Origin of the sequence: Klebsiella sp. HMSC16A12 (assembly GCF_001808265.1) — a bacterium.
Taxonomy (GTDB): Bacteria; Pseudomonadota; Gammaproteobacteria; order Enterobacterales; family Enterobacteriaceae; genus Klebsiella; species Klebsiella pneumoniae.
The window spans coordinates 1-20,521 of the sequence record NZ_KV792643.1 but is presented as its reverse complement, the minus strand read 5'-3'; the positions used below and the strand labels follow the sequence as shown (position 1 = coordinate 20,521).

General features: G+C 54.4%; 19 protein-coding genes. 8 read left to right on the top strand and 11 right to left on the bottom strand.

The features are described 5' to 3' along the window. Window positions 1-11: 11 nt before the first annotated feature. From fabY to typA, 5 genes are all read right to left on the bottom strand, one after another. Window positions 12-953 carry a fatty acid biosynthesis protein FabY gene (gene fabY / locus HMPREF3140_RS22985; RefSeq protein WP_004178031.1) on the bottom strand — a complete coding sequence of 314 codons (942 nt, stop codon included), beginning with the start codon at window positions 951-953 and terminating at the stop codon, window positions 12-14. A 44-nt stretch (window positions 954-997) separates the two neighbouring features. Further along, window positions 998-1,435 (bottom strand): D-aminoacyl-tRNA deacylase, encoded by a 438-nt coding sequence (gene dtd, locus HMPREF3140_RS22980; RefSeq protein WP_002882809.1) that lies wholly within the window; start codon window positions 1,433-1,435, stop codon window positions 998-1,000. Then, window positions 1,432-2,292 (bottom strand): virulence factor BrkB family protein, encoded by an 861-nt coding sequence (locus HMPREF3140_RS22975; protein WP_004146232.1) that lies wholly within the window; start codon window positions 2,290-2,292, stop codon window positions 1,432-1,434. The genes dtd and HMPREF3140_RS22975 overlap by 4 nt, the downstream gene beginning before the upstream one ends. After that, window positions 2,286-2,885: a glucose-1-phosphatase gene (gene yihX, locus HMPREF3140_RS22970; protein ID WP_004151865.1), complete on the bottom strand. Its 600-nt coding sequence runs from the start codon at window positions 2,883-2,885 to the stop codon at window positions 2,286-2,288. Before yihX ends, HMPREF3140_RS22975 begins: the two co-directional genes overlap by 7 nt. 135 nt (window positions 2,886-3,020) lie before the next feature. Next, a complete protein-coding gene (typA, locus tag HMPREF3140_RS22965; protein ID WP_002882755.1) occupies window positions 3,021-4,844 on the bottom strand; it encodes a ribosome-dependent GTPase TypA in 1,824 nt (607 codons plus the stop codon). A 378-nt stretch (window positions 4,845-5,222) separates the two neighbouring features. Between typA and glnA the strand changes: the two genes are divergently transcribed. The 4 genes from glnA to HMPREF3140_RS28470 all read left to right on the top strand — a co-directional run bounded on the left by glnA (window position 5,223) and on the right by HMPREF3140_RS28470 (window position 9,509). After that, window positions 5,223-6,632 carry a glutamate--ammonia ligase gene (gene glnA, locus HMPREF3140_RS22955; protein ID WP_002882753.1) on the top strand — a complete coding sequence of 470 codons (1,410 nt, stop codon included), beginning with the start codon at window positions 5,223-5,225 and terminating at the stop codon, window positions 6,630-6,632. A gap of 188 nt (window positions 6,633-6,820) precedes the next feature. Further along, entirely contained in the window at window positions 6,821-7,870 is a 1,050-nt protein-coding gene (gene glnL, locus HMPREF3140_RS22950) for a nitrogen regulation protein NR(II) (protein WP_004146229.1), read from the top strand. Between the two features lie 8 nt (window positions 7,871-7,878). Continuing rightward, window positions 7,879-9,288, top strand: a complete 1,410-nt coding sequence (gene glnG, locus HMPREF3140_RS22945; RefSeq protein ID WP_002882749.1) for a nitrogen regulation protein NR(I) — start codon at window positions 7,879-7,881, stop codon at window positions 9,286-9,288. Window positions 9,289-9,398: 110 nt separating this feature from the next. Then, a complete protein-coding gene (locus tag HMPREF3140_RS28470) occupies window positions 9,399-9,509 on the top strand; it encodes a YshB family small membrane protein (RefSeq protein ID WP_004152951.1) in 111 nt (36 codons plus the stop codon). A 35-nt stretch (window positions 9,510-9,544) separates the two neighbouring features. Here the strand turns inward: HMPREF3140_RS28470 and hemN are convergent, their stop codons facing one another. Continuing rightward, window positions 9,545-10,918: an oxygen-independent coproporphyrinogen III oxidase gene (hemN, locus tag HMPREF3140_RS22940; protein WP_009309724.1), complete on the bottom strand. Its 1,374-nt coding sequence runs from the start codon at window positions 10,916-10,918 to the stop codon at window positions 9,545-9,547. Between the two features lie 188 nt (window positions 10,919-11,106). Next, entirely contained in the window at window positions 11,107-11,613 is a 507-nt protein-coding gene (gene yihI / locus HMPREF3140_RS22935; protein ID WP_009309723.1) for a Der GTPase-activating protein YihI, read from the bottom strand. A gap of 583 nt (window positions 11,614-12,196) precedes the next feature. Here yihI and yihA point away from each other — a divergent pair. Then, window positions 12,197-12,829 (top strand): ribosome biogenesis GTP-binding protein YihA/YsxC, encoded by a 633-nt coding sequence (yihA, locus tag HMPREF3140_RS22930; protein ID WP_002882734.1) that lies wholly within the window; start codon window positions 12,197-12,199, stop codon window positions 12,827-12,829. A gap of 347 nt (window positions 12,830-13,176) precedes the next feature. Here the strand turns inward: yihA and polA are convergent, their stop codons facing one another. After that, window positions 13,177-15,969, bottom strand: coding sequence for a DNA polymerase I (polA, locus tag HMPREF3140_RS22925; protein WP_004187174.1), 2,793 nt, complete (start codon window positions 15,967-15,969; stop codon window positions 13,177-13,179). A gap of 396 nt (window positions 15,970-16,365) precedes the next feature. Here polA and HMPREF3140_RS22920 point away from each other — a divergent pair, with 396 nt between their 5' ends. After that, window positions 16,366-17,265: an acyltransferase gene (locus HMPREF3140_RS22920; protein ID WP_004150336.1), complete on the top strand. Its 900-nt coding sequence runs from the start codon at window positions 16,366-16,368 to the stop codon at window positions 17,263-17,265. Window positions 17,266-17,313: 48 nt separating this feature from the next. On the opposite strand, the gene dsbA is transcribed toward HMPREF3140_RS22920, so the two are convergent. The 3 genes from dsbA to HMPREF3140_RS22905 all read right to left on the bottom strand — a co-directional run bounded on the left by dsbA (window position 17,314) and on the right by HMPREF3140_RS22905 (window position 19,296). Next, window positions 17,314-17,937: a thiol:disulfide interchange protein DsbA gene (gene dsbA, locus HMPREF3140_RS22915; RefSeq protein ID WP_004146224.1), complete on the bottom strand. Its 624-nt coding sequence runs from the start codon at window positions 17,935-17,937 to the stop codon at window positions 17,314-17,316. A 27-nt stretch (window positions 17,938-17,964) separates the two neighbouring features. Next, window positions 17,965-18,951 (bottom strand): serine/threonine protein kinase, encoded by a 987-nt coding sequence (locus tag HMPREF3140_RS22910; protein WP_002882726.1) that lies wholly within the window; start codon window positions 18,949-18,951, stop codon window positions 17,965-17,967. A gap of 75 nt (window positions 18,952-19,026) precedes the next feature. Continuing rightward, window positions 19,027-19,296, bottom strand: a complete 270-nt coding sequence (locus tag HMPREF3140_RS22905; protein WP_002882612.1) for a YihD family protein — start codon at window positions 19,294-19,296, stop codon at window positions 19,027-19,029. A gap of 71 nt (window positions 19,297-19,367) precedes the next feature. Here HMPREF3140_RS22905 and mobA point away from each other — a divergent pair, with 71 nt between their 5' ends. Together mobA and mobB are read left to right on the top strand one after the other, a co-directional pair. After that, the gene (gene mobA / locus HMPREF3140_RS22900; protein ID WP_002882607.1) at window positions 19,368-19,949 is read left to right on the top strand and encodes a molybdenum cofactor guanylyltransferase MobA; all 582 of its coding nucleotides are present in this window, start codon (window positions 19,368-19,370) and stop codon (window positions 19,947-19,949) included. Beyond that, window positions 19,946-20,452, top strand: coding sequence for a molybdopterin-guanine dinucleotide biosynthesis protein MobB (mobB, locus tag HMPREF3140_RS22895; protein ID WP_002882596.1), 507 nt, complete (start codon window positions 19,946-19,948; stop codon window positions 20,450-20,452). Before mobA ends, mobB begins: the two co-directional genes overlap by 4 nt. The last annotated feature ends 69 nt before the right edge of the window (window positions 20,453-20,521 follow it).

Here is a 20,521-nt window from a genome sequence, read left to right as displayed (position 1 = left end):
CCAGAGGGCGCTTACTCTTCCTCGTTGCCGCCCTCTTCGTACGAGCCAAAGGGCTTCGCCGGCAGCACGATGTAGATCCCCTCGAAAACGGCGCCCTGTTTATCGTCGCCAAAAAGCTCCACCTGCATTTGCACGCGGGCTTTACGCCCGCGCGCCAGTCGGTCGAGATCGCCGCTCAGAGAACCGAGGTCGGCGATGGCGCTGGGGCGGCCGCTAATGGGCTGGCTGTAGCGGATATGCGCATCCGCCAGAATAATGGTGCCTCCCAGGTGCCGCTCGCGCAGCATCAGCCAGATAAGCCCCCATCCGGTTAAGGTAGCGAGCGAAAACAGGCTGCCGGCGAACAGCGTATGGTGCGGATTCTGGTTCCCCGCCTCCGGCATGGTGGTAATAAATTTCTGCCCGGTGTACTGCTGAATACGTACGCCCATTTTTTCACTCAGCGGAATATGCTGATACCACGCCTGCTGGAGCTGTGCGCACCAGTCGCCGCGGTGCAAAATATCGTCCAGCGACGCGACCGGTTTGATCATCAGAAAATGACGGATCGGCGTGGTGGTCGGGGTGGTGATCTCACCCTGATTGACAAATCCGAGCTTGGCGAAAAATTCCACCGCATCTTCGCGCGCGCTGCAGGTAACCCGCTTAACCCCTTCCTGACGCGCGACGGACTCCAGGGTCATCGCCATCAGCGTACCCAGCCCTTTATCCTGCACCGAGGGATGCACAGCCATAAAGCGGATGGAGGCTTCATTCTCCGCATTGATATATAGCCGGCCGACGGCAACCAGGTTGCCCTCTTCATCCACTACCATCTGATGATGCGCCATCGCATCCCAGGCGTCACGTTCCGATCCCTTAGGCTGATGCAGCGGCTTACGCAGCATCTCCCAGCGGAACTGGTAGTAGCTCTCTAACTCTTCTGCTGTTTGCGGTACACGAAGGTGATACATAGTCGTACTCTCTTTTGTTACCCGCAGCCTGCCCGGAAGCTGGGTCATACCTGCAACCAAAAGGTCACGGGACCATCATTGACCAAAGAAACCTGCATATCCGCAGCGAATCTTCCGGTCTGGGTGTGCATTTCCTGCTGGCGACAGCGGGCGACGAAATACTCATACAGCGCCTCAGCGCGGTCAGGGGCAGCGCCTTTCGAGAAGCTCGGTCGCATCCCCCGCTCGGTATCGGCCGCCAGCGTAAATTGCGAAACCACCAGCACGCTGCCGCCCGCCTGCTGGACATTCAGGTTCATTTTCCCTTCCGCATCGCTGAAGATGCGGTAGCCCAGCACGCGTTCACAAAGGCGATTCGCCTTTTGTTCATCATCGTCTTTCTCGACGCCCAGCAGCACCAGAAGCCCCGGGCCAATTTCGCCCGTCACCTCGTCCGCCACGGTAACGCTTGCACGGGATACGCGTTGAATTAATGCAATCATGGTTGTTCTGTTTCTTCTGTTTTAAGTTTGCGGTATTCACCGAGAGTGACAGTAATTTCAGCGCCAAGCAAGACGATACACCAGGTCCAGTACACCCAGACGAACAAAATCGGCACCACCGAAATCACGCCATAAATTAGCTGATAGGACGGAAAGGTGGTGATATAGAGGGCAAACGCCTTTTTACCTGCCTCAAACAGCAGCGCCGCCACCAGCGCCCCGATCACCGCGTCGCGGTTACGTACCTGGGTAGTCGGTACAATACTATAGAGCAGCCAGAACGCTGCCCAGGAGAGGATCAGCGGAAATAGGCGGAGCAGATTATCAATTACGCCGTCCAGGTCGCTTGCCCAGCGCAGCGACAGCAGATAGGAACTGATCGCCAGGCTGGCGCCCGCCAGCAGCGGGCCGAGGGTCAGGATCATCCAGTAAACGGCAAAGGAATAAACTTTGGGGCGGCTGCGCGTGCTGCGCCAGATGGTGTTTAGCGCGCTGTCGATCGAGTACATCAGCAGCAGCGAGGTGACGATCAGGCCAAAGGCGCCTACGGCGGTCATGCGGCTGGAGTTGGCCACGAACTGCTCGATATATCCCTGGATTACATCCCCGGTCGCCGGAATAAAATTGGCGAAGATAAAATGACGGATCTGCACGCTGACTTCGGAGAACATAGGAAAGGCCGCAAACAGCGCGAACACGACGGCAATCAGCGGCACCAGGGACAGTAATGACACATAGGCGAGGTTCCCCGCCAGGGTGGTCATATGGTCTTCATCAATGCGCCGCCACAGCAGCTTTAGCCACGCCAGCAGCGGCCGGGTATGGTGGAGTAATTTTTGATGAACGGTTTTTAGCATAGCTGTTTCGCGAAATAGTCAGGGATGGTCTCCTTACCAGTCACCAGGATACTGGTGATCCCCAACCGGTTGGCCCCTGCTATATTATCGACGTTATCATCAAAAAAGACCGTATCTGCGGCGGAAAACCCCTCTTCTTCCAGTACTCGCAGATAAATTTGCGCTTCAGGCTTACGCAATCCCATCTCCTGCGACAGATAAATGCGATCGGCGGCCGCGCGCACTTCCGGGTATTCATCGGGCCAGAACGTGGTGTGCAGACGATTGGTATTGGAGAGCACCACCACCCGATGCCCCTGGGCACGAAGTTTATGCATGATGGTAATCACCTCCGGGCGCAGCGCGACAAACACCGCCTGCCAGCCGTGAGCAAACTGTTCATAGCTGAGGGGCATATTCATTTCATGGCACATGGCGGCGGCAAAGTCTTCATCGCTGAGCTCGCCGCGCTCATGCTGATGGAAAGCCTCACCCATGGTGAAATGCTGCTTCAGCGTCGCCAGCGGGATGCGGGTTAAATCGCTCCAGGCTCCCAATACCCGGTTGAAGTCAATGTCGACAATCACATTACCTAAATCAAAGATATAGAGCATTTTTGTCTCCTTCCGCGCCGTGGAAAATTAACTTTAGCGGGAAAGGCTGGATTTGACTATTGGCGTGTGATGCAGGAATGAAAAAAAGAAACCCCGCCGGAGAGGCGGGGTTTAGCGAACAACAAGAAGAAAAAATTACTCTTCTTTTGCACCGCGCATCGCGCGTTTACGGTCGTTCTCGGTCAGGTGACGTTTACGGATACGGATAGAGGTCGGAGTAACTTCTACCAGTTCGTCGTCATCGATGAACTCCAGAGCCTGCTCCAGGGTCATCTTAACCGGCGGAACCAGAACCGTTGCTTCGTCAGTACCAGACGCACGCATGTTGGTCAGTTTCTTACCGGTCAGGCAGTTTACCGTCAGGTCGTTGGAACGGCTGTGAATACCGATGATCTGGCCTTCGTAAACTTCAGCGCCGTGGCCGAGGAACAGCTTACCGCGATCCTGCAGACCGAACAGCGCGAACGCTACCGCTTTACCCTGACCGTTGGAGATCAGTACGCCGTTGTTACGCTGGCCCACTTCGCCCGGACGAACGTCGTCGTAGTGGCTGAAGGTGGAGTACAGCAGACCGGTACCGGAGGTCATGGTCATGAACTCTGAACGGAAGCCGATCAGACCGCGGCTTGGGATCACGTAGTCGAGACGTACGCGGCCTTTACCGTCCGGATTCATGTTTTTCAGGTCGCCTTTACGCTCGCCCAGCGCCTGCATGACAGAACCCTGGTGCTGCTCTTCGACGTCCAGCGTCACGTTCTCGAACGGCTCTTGTTTACGGCCGTCGATTTCGCGGAAGATAACTTTCGGACGGGAAACCGCCATCTCGAAACCTTCACGACGCATGTTTTCAATCAGAACGGACAGGTGCAGTTCACCACGGCCGGAAACGCGGAACGCATCAGCGTCTTCGGTTTCTTCAACGCGCAGCGCCACGTTGTGCACCAGCTCTTTATTCAGACGGTCCAGGATCTGGCGAGAGGTAACGAACTTACCTTCTTTACCGCAGAACGGAGAGGTGTTGACGTTGAAGAACATGGAAACGGTCGGCTCATCAACGGACAGGGCCGGCAGCGCTTCGACATTCTGCGGGTCGCAGATGGTGTCGGAGATGTTCAGCTCGCCCAGACCGGTGATCGCGATGATGTCGCCAGCTTCAGCTACGTCGCTCTCAATTCGCTCCAGACCCAAGTGAGTCAGTACCTTACCGACTTTACCGTTACGGGTTTTGCCTTCGCTATCGATGATAGTGACCTGCTGGTTCGGCTTCACTTTACCGCGCTTGATGCGGCCGATGCCGATAACACCAACGTAGTTGTTGTAGTCCAGCTGGGAGATCTGCATCTGCAGCGGACCGTCAAGATCAACGTCCGGCGCCGGCACGCGATCGACAATCGCCTGGTACAGCGGGGTCATGTCGTCAGCCATGTCTTCGTGATCCAGACCCGCGATACCGTTCAGCGCGGACGCGTAAACGATCGGGAAGTCCAGCTGTTCGTCGGTCGCATCGAGGTTAACGAACAGGTCGAACACCTGATCGACAACCCAGTCCGGACGCGCGCCCGGGCGGTCAACTTTGTTGATGACCACGATCGGCTTCAGACCGTGGGCAAAAGCTTTTTTGGTCACGAAGCGCGTTTGCGGCATCGGGCCATCAAAGGCATCTACCACCAGCAGCACAGAGTCAACCATGGACATAACACGCTCAACTTCACCTCCGAAGTCGGCGTGCCCTGGGGTATCAACGATGTTGATACGGTAATCATTCCATTTGATTGCGGTGTTTTTCGCGAGGATGGTAATCCCACGCTCTTTCTCCAAATCGTTGGAGTCCATCACACGTTCTTGTGCTTCAGTACGTGCGTCGAACGTACCGGATTGCTGTAGCAGCTTGTCAACCAGGGTAGTTTTACCATGGTCAACGTGCGCGATGATGGCGATATTACGCAGATTTTCGATCACAACTTTGCCTCAGGCATTAGAAATAGCGCGTTATTGTACACGTATTAAGCGAAGGACTGAACAGGATCACAAACATCCTCCGCAAACAAGTATTGCAGAGTTTCTTTGTGACCGCTTTCACGGAGCGATAAAAGGGCACCGTAACAAAAATTGCACCAAAATGGTGCTCAATGTTCACACTGAAGCACTATTTTGGTGCATTATCTCCATCATGGTGCAGTCCTTTTGCACTATGGTGCGCATGATACAGCGTTTTATGGGGCATTTAAAAGTTGGCACAGATTTCGCTTTATATTTTTTAAGGCAACAACGCCACTTTTAAGCAGTATGAAGTTTTCGTTACCACGACGACAATGACCAATCCGGGAGAGTTTAAGTATGTCCGCTGAACACGTTTTGACGATGCTGAACGAGCACGAAGTGAAGTTTGTCGATCTGCGCTTCACCGATACCAAAGGTAAAGAACAGCACGTCACGATTCCGTCTCATCAGGTAAATGCCGAATTCTTCGAAGAAGGCAAAATGTTTGATGGCTCCTCGATTGGTGGCTGGAAAGGTATCAACGAATCTGACATGGTCCTGATGCCGGACGCGTCCACCGCGGTCATTGACCCGTTCTACGAAGAACCGACCCTGATCATCCGCTGCGATATCCTCGAGCCAGGCACCCTGCAGGGCTATGACCGTGACCCGCGCTCCATCGCGAAACGCGCTGAAGAGTACCTGCGCGCCACCGGCATCGCTGATACCGTCCTGTTCGGGCCAGAACCAGAATTCTTCCTGTTCGACGACATCCGCTTTGGTGCCTCTATCTCCGGCTCCCATGTCGCGATCGATGACATTGAAGGTGCGTGGAACTCCTCTACCAAATACGAAGGCGGTAACAAAGGTCACCGTCCGGGCGTGAAAGGGGGTTACTTCCCGGTTCCGCCAGTAGACTCTTCTCAGGACATCCGTTCCACCATGTGTATGATCATGGAAGAGATGGGTCTGGTTGTTGAAGCCCATCACCATGAAGTAGCAACCGCAGGTCAGAACGAAGTGGCAACCCGCTTCAATACCATGACCAAAAAAGCGGATGAAATTCAGATTTACAAATACGTTGTTCACAACGTCGCTCACCGCTTTGGTAAAACCGCGACCTTTATGCCGAAACCGATGTTCGGCGACAACGGCTCCGGCATGCACTGCCATATGTCTCTGGCGAAAAACGGGACCAACCTGTTCTCCGGCGACAAATACGCCGGTCTGTCTGAGCAGGCGCTGTTCTACATCGGCGGCGTAATCAAACACGCTAAAGCCATCAACGCCCTGGCGAACCCGACCACCAACTCCTACAAGCGTCTGGTCCCGGGTTACGAAGCGCCGGTTATGCTGGCTTACTCTGCCCGTAACCGCTCTGCCTCTATCCGTATTCCGGTGGTGACCTCTCCGAAAGCGCGTCGTATCGAAGTGCGCTTCCCGGACCCGGCTGCCAACCCGTACCTGTGCTTTGCGGCGCTGCTGATGGCTGGCCTTGATGGTATCAAGAACAAAATCCATCCGGGCGAAGCAATGGATAAAAACCTGTATGACCTGCCGCCGGAAGAAGCGAAAGAGATCCCGCAGGTTGCCGGTTCTCTGGAAGAAGCCCTGCAGGCCCTGGATGCTGACCGCGAGTTCCTGACCGCTGGCGGCGTGTTCACCAATGACGCTATCGATGCCTACATCGCCCTGCGTATGGAAGAGAACGACCGCGTACGCATGACTCCGCATCCGGTTGAGTTCGAACTGTACTACAGCGTCTAATTTTGCTGTAAATCCAGGGTATGTCGTGTTGTGGCGCGAGATGCCCGGGATATTTTGTTGCCGTGGAAACTTTCAGCCCATCTCAGGATGGGCTTTTTTCTCCACCAACACGCTGATCTCGCGAGCTTTTTACCGATAAAAAGCTATACTGCACTAAATTGGTGCATTCATTTTCAGGAGACTGTCGAATGGCAACAGGCACACTGCCCGATGCTGGGCAGATCCTTAACTCCCTTATCAACAGTATTTTACTGGTCGATGATGACCTGGCGGTGCACTTTGCCAACCCTGCGGCGCAGCAGCTGCTGGCGCAGAGCTCGCGCAAGCTGTTTGGCACCCCATTACCTGAGCTGTTGAGCTATTTTTCGTTGAATATCGGGCTGATGCAGGAGAGCCTGCAGGCGGGCCAGGGATTTACCGATAACGAAGTGACGCTGGTTATCGATGGCCGTTCGCACATCCTGTCGTTGACCGCCCAGCGGCTGCCGGAAGGCTTTATTCTGCTGGAAATGGCGCCGATGGATAATCAGCGCCGCCTGAGCCAGGAGCAGCTGCAGCATGCGCAGCAGGTCGCCGCTCGCGACCTCGTCCGCGGCCTGGCGCATGAGATAAAAAACCCGTTAGGCGGCCTGCGCGGCGCGGCCCAGCTGCTCAGCAAAGCGCTGCCCGACCCGGCGCTAACGGAATATACCAAAGTGATCATTGAGCAGGCCGACCGGCTAAGAAATCTGGTCGACCGCCTGCTCGGACCACAGCATCCGGGCATGCACGTTACCGAAAGCATCCACAAAGTCGCCGAACGGGTAGTTAAACTGGTTTCCATGGAGTTGCCGGACAACGTGAAGTTGATCCGCGATTACGACCCCAGCCTACCAGAGCTACCCCACGACCCGGATCAAATTGAACAGGTGTTGCTGAACATCGTCCGTAATGCGCTGCAGGCTCTGGGGCCGGAAGGGGGCGAAATTATTCTTCGCACCCGCACCGCTTTCCAGCTGACGCTGCACGGGGTGCGTTATCGCCTCGCCGCCCGCATCGACGTTGAAGATAATGGCCCGGGTATTCCGCCCCATCTCCAGGATACGCTGTTCTATCCGATGGTCAGCGGCCGCGAAGGCGGTACCGGCCTGGGCTTATCTATCGCCCGTAGCCTTATCGATCAGCACTCCGGCAAAATTGAATTCACCAGCTGGCCGGGTCATACCGAATTTTCGGTATACCTGCCTATTCGGAAGTAGAGGTGTTTATGCAACGAGGGATAGCCTGGATCGTTGATGACGATAGCTCCATCCGCTGGGTGCTTGAACGCGCGCTCACCGGAGCCGGCTTGAGCTGCACAACGTTCGAAAGCGGCAATGAGGTGCTAGATGCCCTTACCACCAAAACCCCGGATGTACTGCTGTCAGATATCCGTATGCCCGGAATGGATGGTTTGGCGCTGCTCAAACAGATTAAGCAGCGCCATCCAATGCTTCCGGTCATCATAATGACCGCGCATTCCGATCTGGACGCCGCGGTCAGCGCTTATCAGCAGGGCGCTTTTGATTATTTGCCCAAACCTTTTGATATCGATGAAGCCGTCGCCCTCGTCGACCGGGCGATAAGCCACTATCAAGAGCAGCAGCAGCCGCGAAATGCGCCGATAAGTAGCCCAACTGCCGACATCATCGGCGAAGCGCCAGCTATGCAGGATGTCTTTCGCATTATTGGCCGCCTGTCGCGCTCATCCATCAGCGTGCTGATCAATGGCGAATCCGGTACCGGTAAAGAGCTTGTCGCACATGCCCTGCATCGCCATAGTCCACGCTCAAAAGCGCCGTTTATCGCGCTGAATATGGCGGCGATCCCCAAGGACCTGATTGAGTCCGAGCTGTTCGGCCATGAAAAAGGAGCCTTTACCGGCGCAAATACCGTCCGTCAGGGTCGCTTTGAACAGGCTGACGGCGGTACGCTGTTCCTGGATGAAATTGGCGATATGCCGCTTGATGTCCAGACTCGTCTGCTGCGCGTGCTGGCGGATGGTCAGTTTTATCGCGTGGGCGGTTACGCGCCGGTCAAGGTCGATGTGCGGATCATCGCCGCTACCCACCAGAACCTGGAACAGCGCGTGCAGGAGGGGAAATTTCGTGAAGATTTGTTCCACCGCCTGAACGTCATCCGGGTGCATTTACCGCCGCTGCGCGAGCGCCGGGAAGATATTCCACGCCTGGCCCGCCATTTTCTGCAGATAGCCGCCCGCGAGCTCGGCGTTGAAGCCAAACAGCTGCATCCGGAAACGGAGACAGCGCTGACCCGCCTGGCGTGGCCAGGCAACGTCCGTCAGCTGGAAAACACCTGTCGCTGGCTCACCGTCATGGCCGCCGGCCAGGAGGTGCTGACTCAGGATCTGCCGAGCGAACTGTTTGAGACCACGATTCCTGATAGCCCAACGCAGATGCAGCCTGACAGCTGGGCTACGCTGCTGGGTCAGTGGGCCGATCGGGCGTTGCGATCCGGTCATCAAAACCTGCTCTCAGAAGCGCAACCCGAAATGGAGCGCACGCTGCTAACGACCGCCCTGCGCCATACTCAGGGGCACAAACAGGAGGCTGCGCGCCTGCTGGGATGGGGACGTAATACCCTGACGCGTAAGCTAAAAGAGTTGGGTATGGAGTAGGGTTCAACAGCATGATGAAAAATAGCCGATCGGCGCAAAGTGCTGCTATTTTGTACTTTACTGTTCCGATGAGTTGAGTATGATCGTGCCCGGCATTAGGGGAGAGCATCATGTTTGAATCACTGGTGAGTATGATATCGAGCGGCGCCGCTGCGAGTCACACGCCACAAACGGCAGTCGCTGCCGTGCTGTGCGCTGCGCTGGTCGGGCTGTTCAGCTAATTGTTCCCCCTCTCCTGCGGGAGAGGGGGAAAATATTAAATAACCCGTGAGAACTGCTGCATTCGGGCCTTTTGCCGTAGGTAGGCATCAAAGCACATACAGATGTTGCGGATCAGCAGGCGGCCTTTCGCCGTCACCTGAATGACCTTATCATCCACAGCCACCAGCCCGTCATGCGCCAGCGGCGCCAGCAGCTTCAGATCCTCGGCGAAATAAGACGCAAAATCCACGTCCCACTGCGCCTCGACCGCCGCGATATCCAGCTGGAAGTTACAGATCAACGCTTTAATCACGTCGCGACGCAGACAGTCATCGCGAGTTAACGCGATCCCGCGCCACAGGGCGTTCCCTTGCTCTGCTACCTGCTGGTAGTACTGCTTGAGCTCTTTTTGGTTCTGGGCGTAGCTGTCGCCAATCATGCTGATCGCCGAAACGCCCATCCCCAGCAGATCGGTATCGCCCTGAGTGGTGTAGCCCTGGAAATTACGATGCAGTACGCCGTGACGTTGCGCGACCGCTAATTCATCATCGGGACGGGCGAAATGGTCCATGCCGATAAACTGATAGCCTGCCGTCGTCAGCGAGCCGATGGTTTCCTGCAGGATCTCCAGCTTCTGCTCAGCGGAGGGCAGATCGGCATCTTTAATCTTCCGCTGAGCGGCAAAGAGCGTGGGCAGATGCGCATAGTTAAACACGCTCAGGCGGTCAGGATTGAGCTCGGCGACCTTTTGCAGGGTAAAGGCGAAGCTCTCCGGCGTTTGCTTCGGCAGGCCATAAATGAGGTCGATATTGGTCGAGGTAAAACCAATCTCCCGCGCATGGTTGAGCAAATCAAAGATGAACGCTTCGTCCTGCTCACGGTTAACCAGACGCTGAACCTCTTTATTGAAGTCCTGTACGCCCATACTCAGGCGGTTGAAACCCTCAGCGCGTAAATGATCGAGGACATCCAGCTCGATTTCACGCGGATCGACCTCAATGGAGATCTCGGCTTCCGCGCTGAAATGGAAATAGCTGCGCAACAGATCCATCAGGCGACTGATTTGCGCCTTATTGAGATAAGTTGGCGTGCCGCCCCCCCAGTGCAGTTGCTTCACCTGGCGAGTGGCAAACAGCGGCGCGCGGTGGATGATCTCCTGTTCAAGGACATCGAGATATTGATCGGCCTTATGCTGCTGGCGGGTGACTATCTTATTGCAGCCGCAGAAATAACACAGCTTATGGCAAAACGGGATATGCACGTACAGCGACAGGGGACGCTGTGGGTAACGGGCCACAGCGGCATCGAATTCCGCCGCGCCAAATTGCGGTGAAAACTCCAGCGCGGTGGGATACGAGGTATAGCGCGGCCCGGAATAGTTATATTTCTGGATCAGGGCCAGATCCCAGTCGATTATCTGCTCAGACATGCTCACTCCTTCCGATGGTGCCGCCGACGGGTACGCCGTCCCGGCCCCACCGCACCGCGGGTCATGAGCCGGTTGCGCAGCCATTTCTGACGCCGCGACAACCGTCGTAGTTTAACGAATAACCACAGCAGATAACATATAACCAGAAGAGTTATAAGGAGTACCGGGAATCCGATGGGATGCAAATGTTAGTTTCCACCCTTCAGCAGACGCATCATATCTTCCTGACGCTCTTCCTCTTCTTCATCTTCATCATCGTAAGAGAGGCCGAGCTGCTGCATCAGCTCATCAATGCGATCCAGTTTGGCGTCCACCCAGCTCTGCTCTTCAGCATTCAGGGTGCCGCCCTCTTCCAGACGTTCCAGCAGCGCGTCCAGGCGCTCATCATTCTCCAGCAACTCCAGCTCAGCCTGCGGTGAAAGCATAGGTTTCTCGCTCTTTGGTTTATGCTGCTTGGGAGCTGGAACGCTGCTTTCGCTCACGCCCAGCGGGATCGGTTTTTTGCTACCCACGCGCGGATCTTGCGCCTGACGCTGTTTTTTACCCGCTGAAGCCGCATCGCCGCCGTTCGCGCGACTGCCTGCCGCGTGGCCACGATGTTTCTTCTGCCGTTTGCGATCGCGAGCTTCCTGATTTAACTCTTCACGCGACTTGCGGCCGGATTTGCCACGGGTGGCGGATGTCGGTTTTTTCATGATGTGTAATCTTCAGACAGTAGTATTCAGTATAGAATTGAGGCGGAATCTAGCAGAAAGCAAGCAAAGAAAAAAGGCGACAGATTACTCTGTCGCCTTTTTCCTCACTGACCACCCTTAACGGGCTCTTCTTTCCCTGTTCGCTAACGACTCACCCTGTCTTTCCCTTAGCGTCCAACGGTCCCTGTTTCTTCCTTTTCCCTGTAAAACGTCTCCAAGACGCGCGTCATCCTGACTATCCTGTGGTCTTCGCCTCCTGGCGCTTCCTGACTCCTCGTCCTGAGTCCTAATCCTTTCAGCATCCCCGCCGTTGTGTATTACTTTACCTTGTTGACAAAAATCGACAACCAGTCTGGCAGTTAAAAATCTATTTTCAGAATTCTCTATTTCTATAATTAATTAATTTTCAACACTTTAAATATGTTTTGTCTTATTTTCCTCAGGTATGTCCTATACAAAGAATAGTCAATGTCTCACAAACTATATGGTTTTTACTTACATGAACGGCGTGCGGTAAAAACAGCCTTTTTCTGCTGTTCAGGTATAATCCCTGCCATAGCCTGTTTTAACGGAGACGACCGTCTTGACCAACTGGAATTATCAACTGACGCACTTTGTCACTAGCGCGCCAGATATCCGCCATCTTCCTGCCGATACCGGTATTGAAGTGGCGTTCGCCGGCCGCTCCAACGCGGGAAAATCCAGCGCGCTGAATACGCTGACTAATCAGAAGAACCTGGCGCGTACCTCCAAAACCCCGGGGCGTACGCAGCTGATTAACCTGTTCGAAGTCGCTGAGGGCAAGCGCCTTGTCGACCTGCCCGGCTATGGTTATGCGCAAGTACCCGAAGAGATGAAGATCAAGTGGCAGCGCGCGCTGGGGGAATACCTGGAAAAACGTCTGTGCCTGAAGGGTCTCGTGGTGCTGATGGACATACGTCATCCGCTTAAAGATCTCGATCAGCAGATGATCGAATGGGCGGTAGAGAGCGATATTCAGGTGCTGGTACTGCTCACCAAAGCCGATAAACTCGCCAGCGGCGCGCGTAAAGCGCAAGTGAATATGGTGCGTGAAGCGGTACTGGCCTTCAATGGCGATGTCCAGGTTGAACCCTTCTCTTCGCTGAAAAAATCTGGCGTCGATAAGCTGCGACAGAAGCTGGATAGCTGGTTTAACGAAATCCCGCCGCAAGAAGCCGTCGAAGACGCCGAGTAACCCCCGCTTTTTCCGGATAACGGCGCGTAGCGCCCTATCCGGACATTCATACTACGTTGTTTTAACAGCGTAAAACTTTTCTTTCGCGCAATAAAAAACGCCCCGGTCATAAATGACCGGGGCGGCTAAAATATTCAGCCAAATCCGATTACGTGAAGTAAAAGGTCTGAAAGATAGAACATCTTACCTCTGTACCCTACGCGAATAACTTTACTCTTCTTTCGCTCACGGATAAAGCATTTTTTGTAGTTTTTTTTCACTATTTACATAGCAAATTCAAATGATCCTCACAAAACTCTATAAGTTATGTTGCTTACTTACAGAAAATCGCGTTGCGCTTTGTATACTTAGTGCGCTTGATCCCAGTTTTCGCCGCTGCCCACTTCCACCAGCAACGGTACCGCCAGCGTAGTGCTATTCTCCATCAGTTCGTGGATCTTTTTCGATACGGCATCGAGCTCATCCTTATGCACTTCAAAGACCAGTTCATCGTGAACCTGCATGATCATCCGCACGCGAGGTTTCTCGCTCCGCAGCCATTCATCAACGGCAATCATCGCCCGCTTGATAATATCCGCAGCCGTCCCCTGCATCGGGGCGTTAATCGCCGCACGCTCCGCGCCGGCACGACGAGCGCCATTGCTGGACTTGATATCCGGCAAATAGAGTCGACGGCCATCCAGCGTTTCAACATACCCTTGCTCCTTCGCCTGTGCGCGGGTGCGCTCCATATACTCCAGGACGCCCGGATAACGCTCGAAATAAAGATCCATGTACTTCTGCGCTTCTTTACGCGGGATGTTCAGCTGGCGGGCCAGGCCAAAGGCGCTCATGCCGTAGATCAGACCGAAGTTGATGGCTTTCGCACTGCGCCGCTGTTCGCTGCTGACGCTGTCCAGCGGTAAGCCAAATACTTCAGCCGCCGTCGCCCGGTGAATATCCTTCCCTTCCGCGAAGGCGGTCAGCAGGCCTTTATCCCGCGACAGGTGCGCCATAATGCGCAGCTCGATTTGCGAGTAGTCCGCCGAGACAATGACGTAATCTTCCGGCGCGATAAACGCCTGGCGAATACGGCGCCCTTCTTCGTTACGCACCGGAATGTTTTGCAGGTTTGGATCGGTAGACGACAAACGGCCGGTGGCGGTGACCGCCTGATGATAGGAGGTATGCACGCGGCCCGTTTTGGGGTTAATCATCAGCGGCAGCTTATCGGTATAGGTAGACTTCAGCTTCGCCAGCCCACGATACTCCAGAATCACTTTCGGCAACGGATAATCGAGCGCCAGCTCTTCCAGCACCTCTTCAGAGGTGGACGGCGCACCGCCCGGCGTCTTCTTCAGCGGCTTGATACCCTGTTTTTCAAACAGGATCGTTTGCAGCTGTTTGGTGGAGGAGAGATTAAACGCTTCCCCGGCGATCTCATGTGCCCGCTGCTCCAGCTCAACCAGGCGCTGGGCAATTTCCTGCGAGTGCGCATGCAGCACGGCGGGGTCGATTTTAACGCCGTTGCGCTCAACGCGAGACAGCACCGGCACCAGCGGCATTTCAATGTGCTGGAAGATATTCAGCGGGCCTTCATGCTGCTGTAGCTTCGGCCACATCTTCAGATGCAGCTGGAGCGTAACGTCGGCATCTTCCGCCGCGTAGCGACCAGCCTCTTCCAGCGCAATCTGGTTAAAGGTGAGCTGATTCTTACCTTTACCAGCGATCTCTTCGAAGGTAATGGTTTTATGTTTCAGCCAGCGGTCGGAAAGACTGTCCATATCGTGGCGGCCCGCCACGCTGTCGAGAATGTAAGACTCGAGCATGGTATCGAACGCAATCCCGCGCAGCTCAATGTCGTAATTAGCCAAAATGCCGCGATCGTATTTGAGATTTTGCCCGACCTTGAGCACCTTCTCATCCTCCAGCAGCGGTTTAAGCAGCGCCAGCACGCGCTCGCGCGGGATCTGATCCGGCGCATCAAGGTAATCATGCGCTACCGGGACATAGGCGGCCACGCCCGGCTCAACAGCGAATGAAAGACCAACCATGTTGGCGGAGATGTTATCCAAGCTGTCGGTTTCCGTATCAAAGGCAAAGAGCGGCGCCTGCTTCAGCTTATCGATCCAGGTGAGCAGCGTAGCCTCATCAAGGATAGTGACATAATGCTCTGCTGAAAGTGCAGTAGCGGCTTCAACCTCTTCTTCCGCTTCTGCCGCTGCTGCAGGCACTGCAGGTTTCGCAGCCGGTTTGCCCCCCTTAGCCTGCAGCCATTTTCCGGCCTCAACGTCGGTGGTCCAGCGCTTAAATTCATACTGTCTGAACAGCGCCAGCAGATCGTCTGCCGCCGGCGGCTGCACCTCCAGCTCTTCGCAGGTGAGCTCCAGCTCGACGTCGGTTTTGATGGTCGCCAGCTGATAAGAGAGATAAGCCACGTCCTTGTTCTGCTCGAGCTTCGCCGCCATCGTTTTCGCGCCGCGGAAGCTCAGTTCAGCGATCTTCTCCGGTTCCGCATACAGCGTATCAAGGCCGCCGAGGCCTTGCAGCAGTGCCTGGGCGGTCTTTTCGCCCACGCCCGGCACGCCGGGAATGTTATCCGAGGAGTCGCCCATCAGCGCCAGGAAATCAATAATCAGCTCCGGCGGGACGCCGTACTTAGTAACCACCTCATCCGGTCCGAGGATAGTGTTGGTCATGGTATTGATCAGGGTGATGCCCGGCGTCACCAGCTGGGCCATGTCTTTATCGCCGGTGCTGATCAGGACTGGGCGACCTGCCCTTTCCGCTTCCCGCGCCAGGGTGCCAATCACATCGTCAGCTTCGACGCCCGGGACAGCCATCAGCGGCAGCCCCATCGCTTTCACCATCTTATGCAACGGCTCAATCTGCGCGCGCAGATCGTCCGGCATCGGCGGGCGGTGAGATTTGTAATGCTCGAACAATTCATCACGGAAGGTTTTCCCTTTCGCATCAAAGACCACGACGGCATGAGTCGGTTGATACTGCAGTATCAAACTGCGCAGCATATTCAGTACGCCGTACATAGCCCCGGTGGGCTCCCCTGCGCTGTTAGTCAGCGGCGGAAACGCATGATACGCCCGATAAAGATAGGAGGAGCCGTCAACGAGGATGAGAGGGTTTTCTGGGATCTGAACCATAATTTCCGTGCCTGTTTATCAGATTATGGATAAAGGATGCCACAGACGGGCATGAAATCCTGAATTTTTCCCGCAATTCGCGGAAAAGATTCAACGATCGTCGCGATCGCGCGACAACTTAGCTTGTGGATAACTTTGTGCATAGTTTTACAACGTCAGCTTATCCGCCCCTGAAAATAAATGAATAAATAGTATTATCTACTATTTATCAACCACTTAAAAACAAATCAACGATCCTGGCATTAATTTGATGACCTAATCTTCCATGTGGATAGAAGATCCTTGTTTTTTTCTGTTCTGGTAAGACCCGTCATTTGCCGCGTTTTCTGGTAAAATCAGCCTCTTGCGCAGCTTAAAGGCGCTCTTTGTCAGCCTAACTTTCTGAATAAACTAACTATGTCGAGATTACTCGCTGCGATAACACTTCCGCTGAGTATCGCCTTAACCATCTTAGTCACCATTATCTGCTCTGTACCGATCATCGTCGCCGGGCTGATTAAACTGCTGGTCCCCATTCCAGCGGTATGGCGCTCTATATCCGTTTTTTGCAATTTTATGATGTACTGCTGGTGCGAAGGGCTGGCGCTGCTGTTGCATCTCAATCCCTGGCTAAAATGGGACGTCCAGGGTCTGGAAGGCCTGAACAAAAAGAACTGGTATCTGCTGATCAGCAACCACCACAGCTGGGCAGACATCGTGGTGCTGTGCGTGCTGTTCCGCAAGCATATTCCGATGAATAAGTACTTCCTTAAACAACAGCTGGCGTGGGTACCCTTCATTGGCCTCGCCTGCTGGGCGCTGGATATGCCTTTTATGCGCCGCTACTCGCGCAGCTATCTTATTCGTCACCCGGAGCGCCGCGGTAAAGATGTCGAAACCACCCGCCGTTCGTGTGAAAAATTTCGCGCGCATCCGACGACTATCGTCAATTTTGTGGAAGGCTCGCGTTTTACCGAAGAAAAAAAGCGCGAAACGCGCTCTCCTTACCACAACCTGTTACCGCCGAAAGCCGCTGGTATCGCCATGGCGCTCAACGTACTCGGTTCGCAGTTCGATAAACTGCTGAACGTCACGCTGTGCTACCCGGATAATCATACAAGACCATTTTACGATATGTTAAGCGGCCGCCTGACGCGCATTGTGGTCCGTATCAATCTGGTCCCTATTGGCGAAGAGCTGCACGGCGATTACGTTAACGATAAGAACTTTAAGCGCAGCTTCCAGCGCTGGCTGAATGGCCTATGGGAAGAGAAAGACCGTCAGTTGACTGACATCATGAGGGACAAAGAACGGTAGCTATTGCAAAACAGATAAAGTAACGCCGGTCAGTGACCGGCGTTTTTTTTATTTCTTCTCTACCAGTTGCTTCACGGTATCCGCATACTGAGCGACGAAGACATCCATATTGCTGGTGTCCATCCCCTGCGGATTCAGCTGGTATTTACCATTAACATACATAGCCGGTACGCCCTGCAGCTGCAGATCGGCTGCCGCTTTCTCTTGCTGAGCGACCAGAGATTTCACCACGAAGCTATTCCATGCGGCATCGTAGTCTTCCCCTTTCACGCCAGCGTCGACAAACACTTTACGAATGTCAGCCACACTCTGCACAGTCTGGTTTTTCTGCACGGCTTCGAACATCGGCGCAGTAATTTTGTCTTCAACGCCCAGCGCGATGGCCACCGCCCATGCCTGCGTCAGATCCTTGCCCAGCGGACCCAGGAACTCAACGTGGTATTTGGTCATTTTAGTGCCTTCCGGCAGTTTCTGACGCACATTGTCAGAGACATGCAGCACTTCTTCAAACTGGTAGCAGTGCGGGCAGTAGAACGAAAAGAACTCGAGCACCTGCGGCTCGCCAGCAATCGGCTTATCAAGGGTGATGTACTGCTTGCCGTCGGTGATCTGGGCAGCGGATGCACTAAAAGCCAGAATCATACCAGCCAGCGCCAGCCAAACTTTTTTCATGATTTACTCTCTCCTGGATATATCACATTAATACATTGGCGTTAACTGAAGCGGGGGTTCCTGTAGAACCTTCACCTGCTCAAGAAAAGTCGACGTCTGCCCCCGCCAGTAATCCTCCCCGGTTAACCAGGGGAAATTGACCGGGAAAGCGGGATCGTCCCAGCGTCTGAGCAACCACGCCAGATAATAAACCAGTCGCATAGCGCGTAAAGGTTCAATCAGCGCGATTTCATCGCTGTTAAAGGGGCTGAATTCCTCATAGGCCTCGACAATAGTCTCCAGCTGCATACGCTGTTCAGCCTTATCGCCGTTGAGCAGCATCCACAGATCCTGAATCGCCGGGCCGGTACGCGCATCGTCTAAGTCGACAAACAGTGGTCCGTCGCGCCAGAGGATATTACCGGCATGGCAGTCACCGTGCAGGCGCAACGTGTTCCCGCGGCCGTGCCATTGCTCCATGACGGCAGCAATGAGTTTATCGGTCGCCTTCAGGAAATCGGCCTTCAGGCCAGAGGGGATCAGCGTCGCCTGCTCAAACACCTGACGCGGTTCCAGCAGGTACTCCTGCACGCCAATTTCCGGGCGGGCAGTAAAGCGCTGTTTGCAGCCCGTCTGGTGCAGGCGCCCCAGATAGCGGCCAACCCATTCCATCTGATCAAGGTTATCCGCTTCGAACTGACGACCGCCAAGGCTTGGGAAAACGGCAAAGTAGAATCCCTGATGCTGATGAAGCGTGCTGTCATTAAATAAGAGCGGCGCAGCAACGGGCACTTCATCTTCTACAAGCTGAAGCGCAAACTGGTGTTCTTCAAGGATCTGTTCTGCGGACCAGCGCTCAGGACGATAGAACTTTACCACATAGCGATGGCGCTCTTCGTCCTGGAACTGATAAACGCGGTTCTCATAGCTGTTTAGCGGGGTGAGACCGGAGTCCACCCGCATACCCAGATCGAATAACCCATCGATAATGGTATCCGGGCGAAGCGTCTGAAAAGTAAAAGCCTTATCGTGCATCCTGACATCCGATAATCGTACGAATAGTTCAGGATATCATCTCATTGCACTTTACGCGGTAGCGCTTACAACCTTTTACTCTTTTATTACCCCGCGGGCGCGCAGCAGCGCGGTTTTAAAGTCCTCTTCATAATCCTTCTGAATACCCGGGATGACAGCATCTTTGGAAGAGTCGCGCATCTTCAGGTGATAGATCAGAATATCGTCGGAAAGATCGCTCAGTTCGCCATCATAGCCGGCCTCTTTCGCCAGCTTCTGCAAAAATTGCATCAGGTTCAGTTCAGGCTCTTTTTGCCAGGCTGGCTGGAGGAGTTCAATTACTTCATTCAGACGTTTACATTTCATGGTCATGCTCCTTACTCTTGATAGGGACAAGTTAACAGGGTCAATCCCACAATGAAAGAGGCGATATTCATATGCAAAGCGAGGCGATAACCGGCGTCGTGCTGGCGGGCGGCAGGGCCACGCGGATGGGCGGCATTGATAAAGGATTACAGGCGCTAAATGGTCGCCCTCTCTGGCGACACGTCGCGGAAGCATTAGCCCCGCAGGTAGATGAGTTAGTCATTAGCGCCAATCGTCATCTTGAACAGTGGCGTGCCAGCGGATTTCCGGTCTTTCGAGACATACAGGAGGGTTATCAGGGACCGCTGGCCGGAATGCTTGCTGTGATGCAGCAGGTCGCGAGCCCATGGTTTGTTTTTTGCCCCTGCGACACGCCGTTCATTCCGTCCTTTTTGGTGGAGCGCTTTATCCAGCAGAGAGGGGACGCACCGGTCGTTTGGGCCCATGACGGCGAACGGGATCATCCTGCCGTTGCATTAGTTCATCGTCAAATCATTCCTGAACTGGAGGCTTATCTGGCACATGGAGAGCGCAGGGTGATGGTTTTTATGCGACAAATGGGTGGGCGCCCGGTGAATTTCAGCGATGTGAAAACTGCTTTCATTAATGTAAATACGCTCGAAGATTTGCAGCAGATGCAGGAGCCATCATGATCCCATTACTGGCGATCGCCGCATGGAGCGGTACCGGAAAAACAACATTATTAAAGCGTCTTATCCCTGAGCTTTGCGCTCTAGGATTACGCCCGGGACTGATAAAGCACACTCATCATGATATGGACGTGGATAAGCCGGGCAAAGATAGCTATGAACTGCGTAAGGCGGGCGCTGCGCAAACTATTGTCGCCAGCGAACAGCGGTGGGCATTGATGACCGAGACGCCAGAGAAGCCGGAATTAGATCTCACGTGGCTGGTCAGTCGAATGGATGCCAGCAAACTGGACCTGGTTTTAGTGGAGGGGTTCAAACATGAACCCGTGCCGAAGATCCTGCTTTTTCGGCAAAACAGCGGCCATCGTGTAGAAGAGCTGGTAATTGATGAGCATACCATCGCCGTGGCCAGCGATGTATCGATCGCGACCTCACTTCCGCTGCTGGATTTAAATGATGTACCACAGATCGCGACATTTATTGTGAGTTGGTTAGAGAGGCAATAGTCATTTATCGACGGTGATATAGGAGGGATTTTCCCGGAGGCGGTGCTGCGCACCTTGTCCGGCCACAGG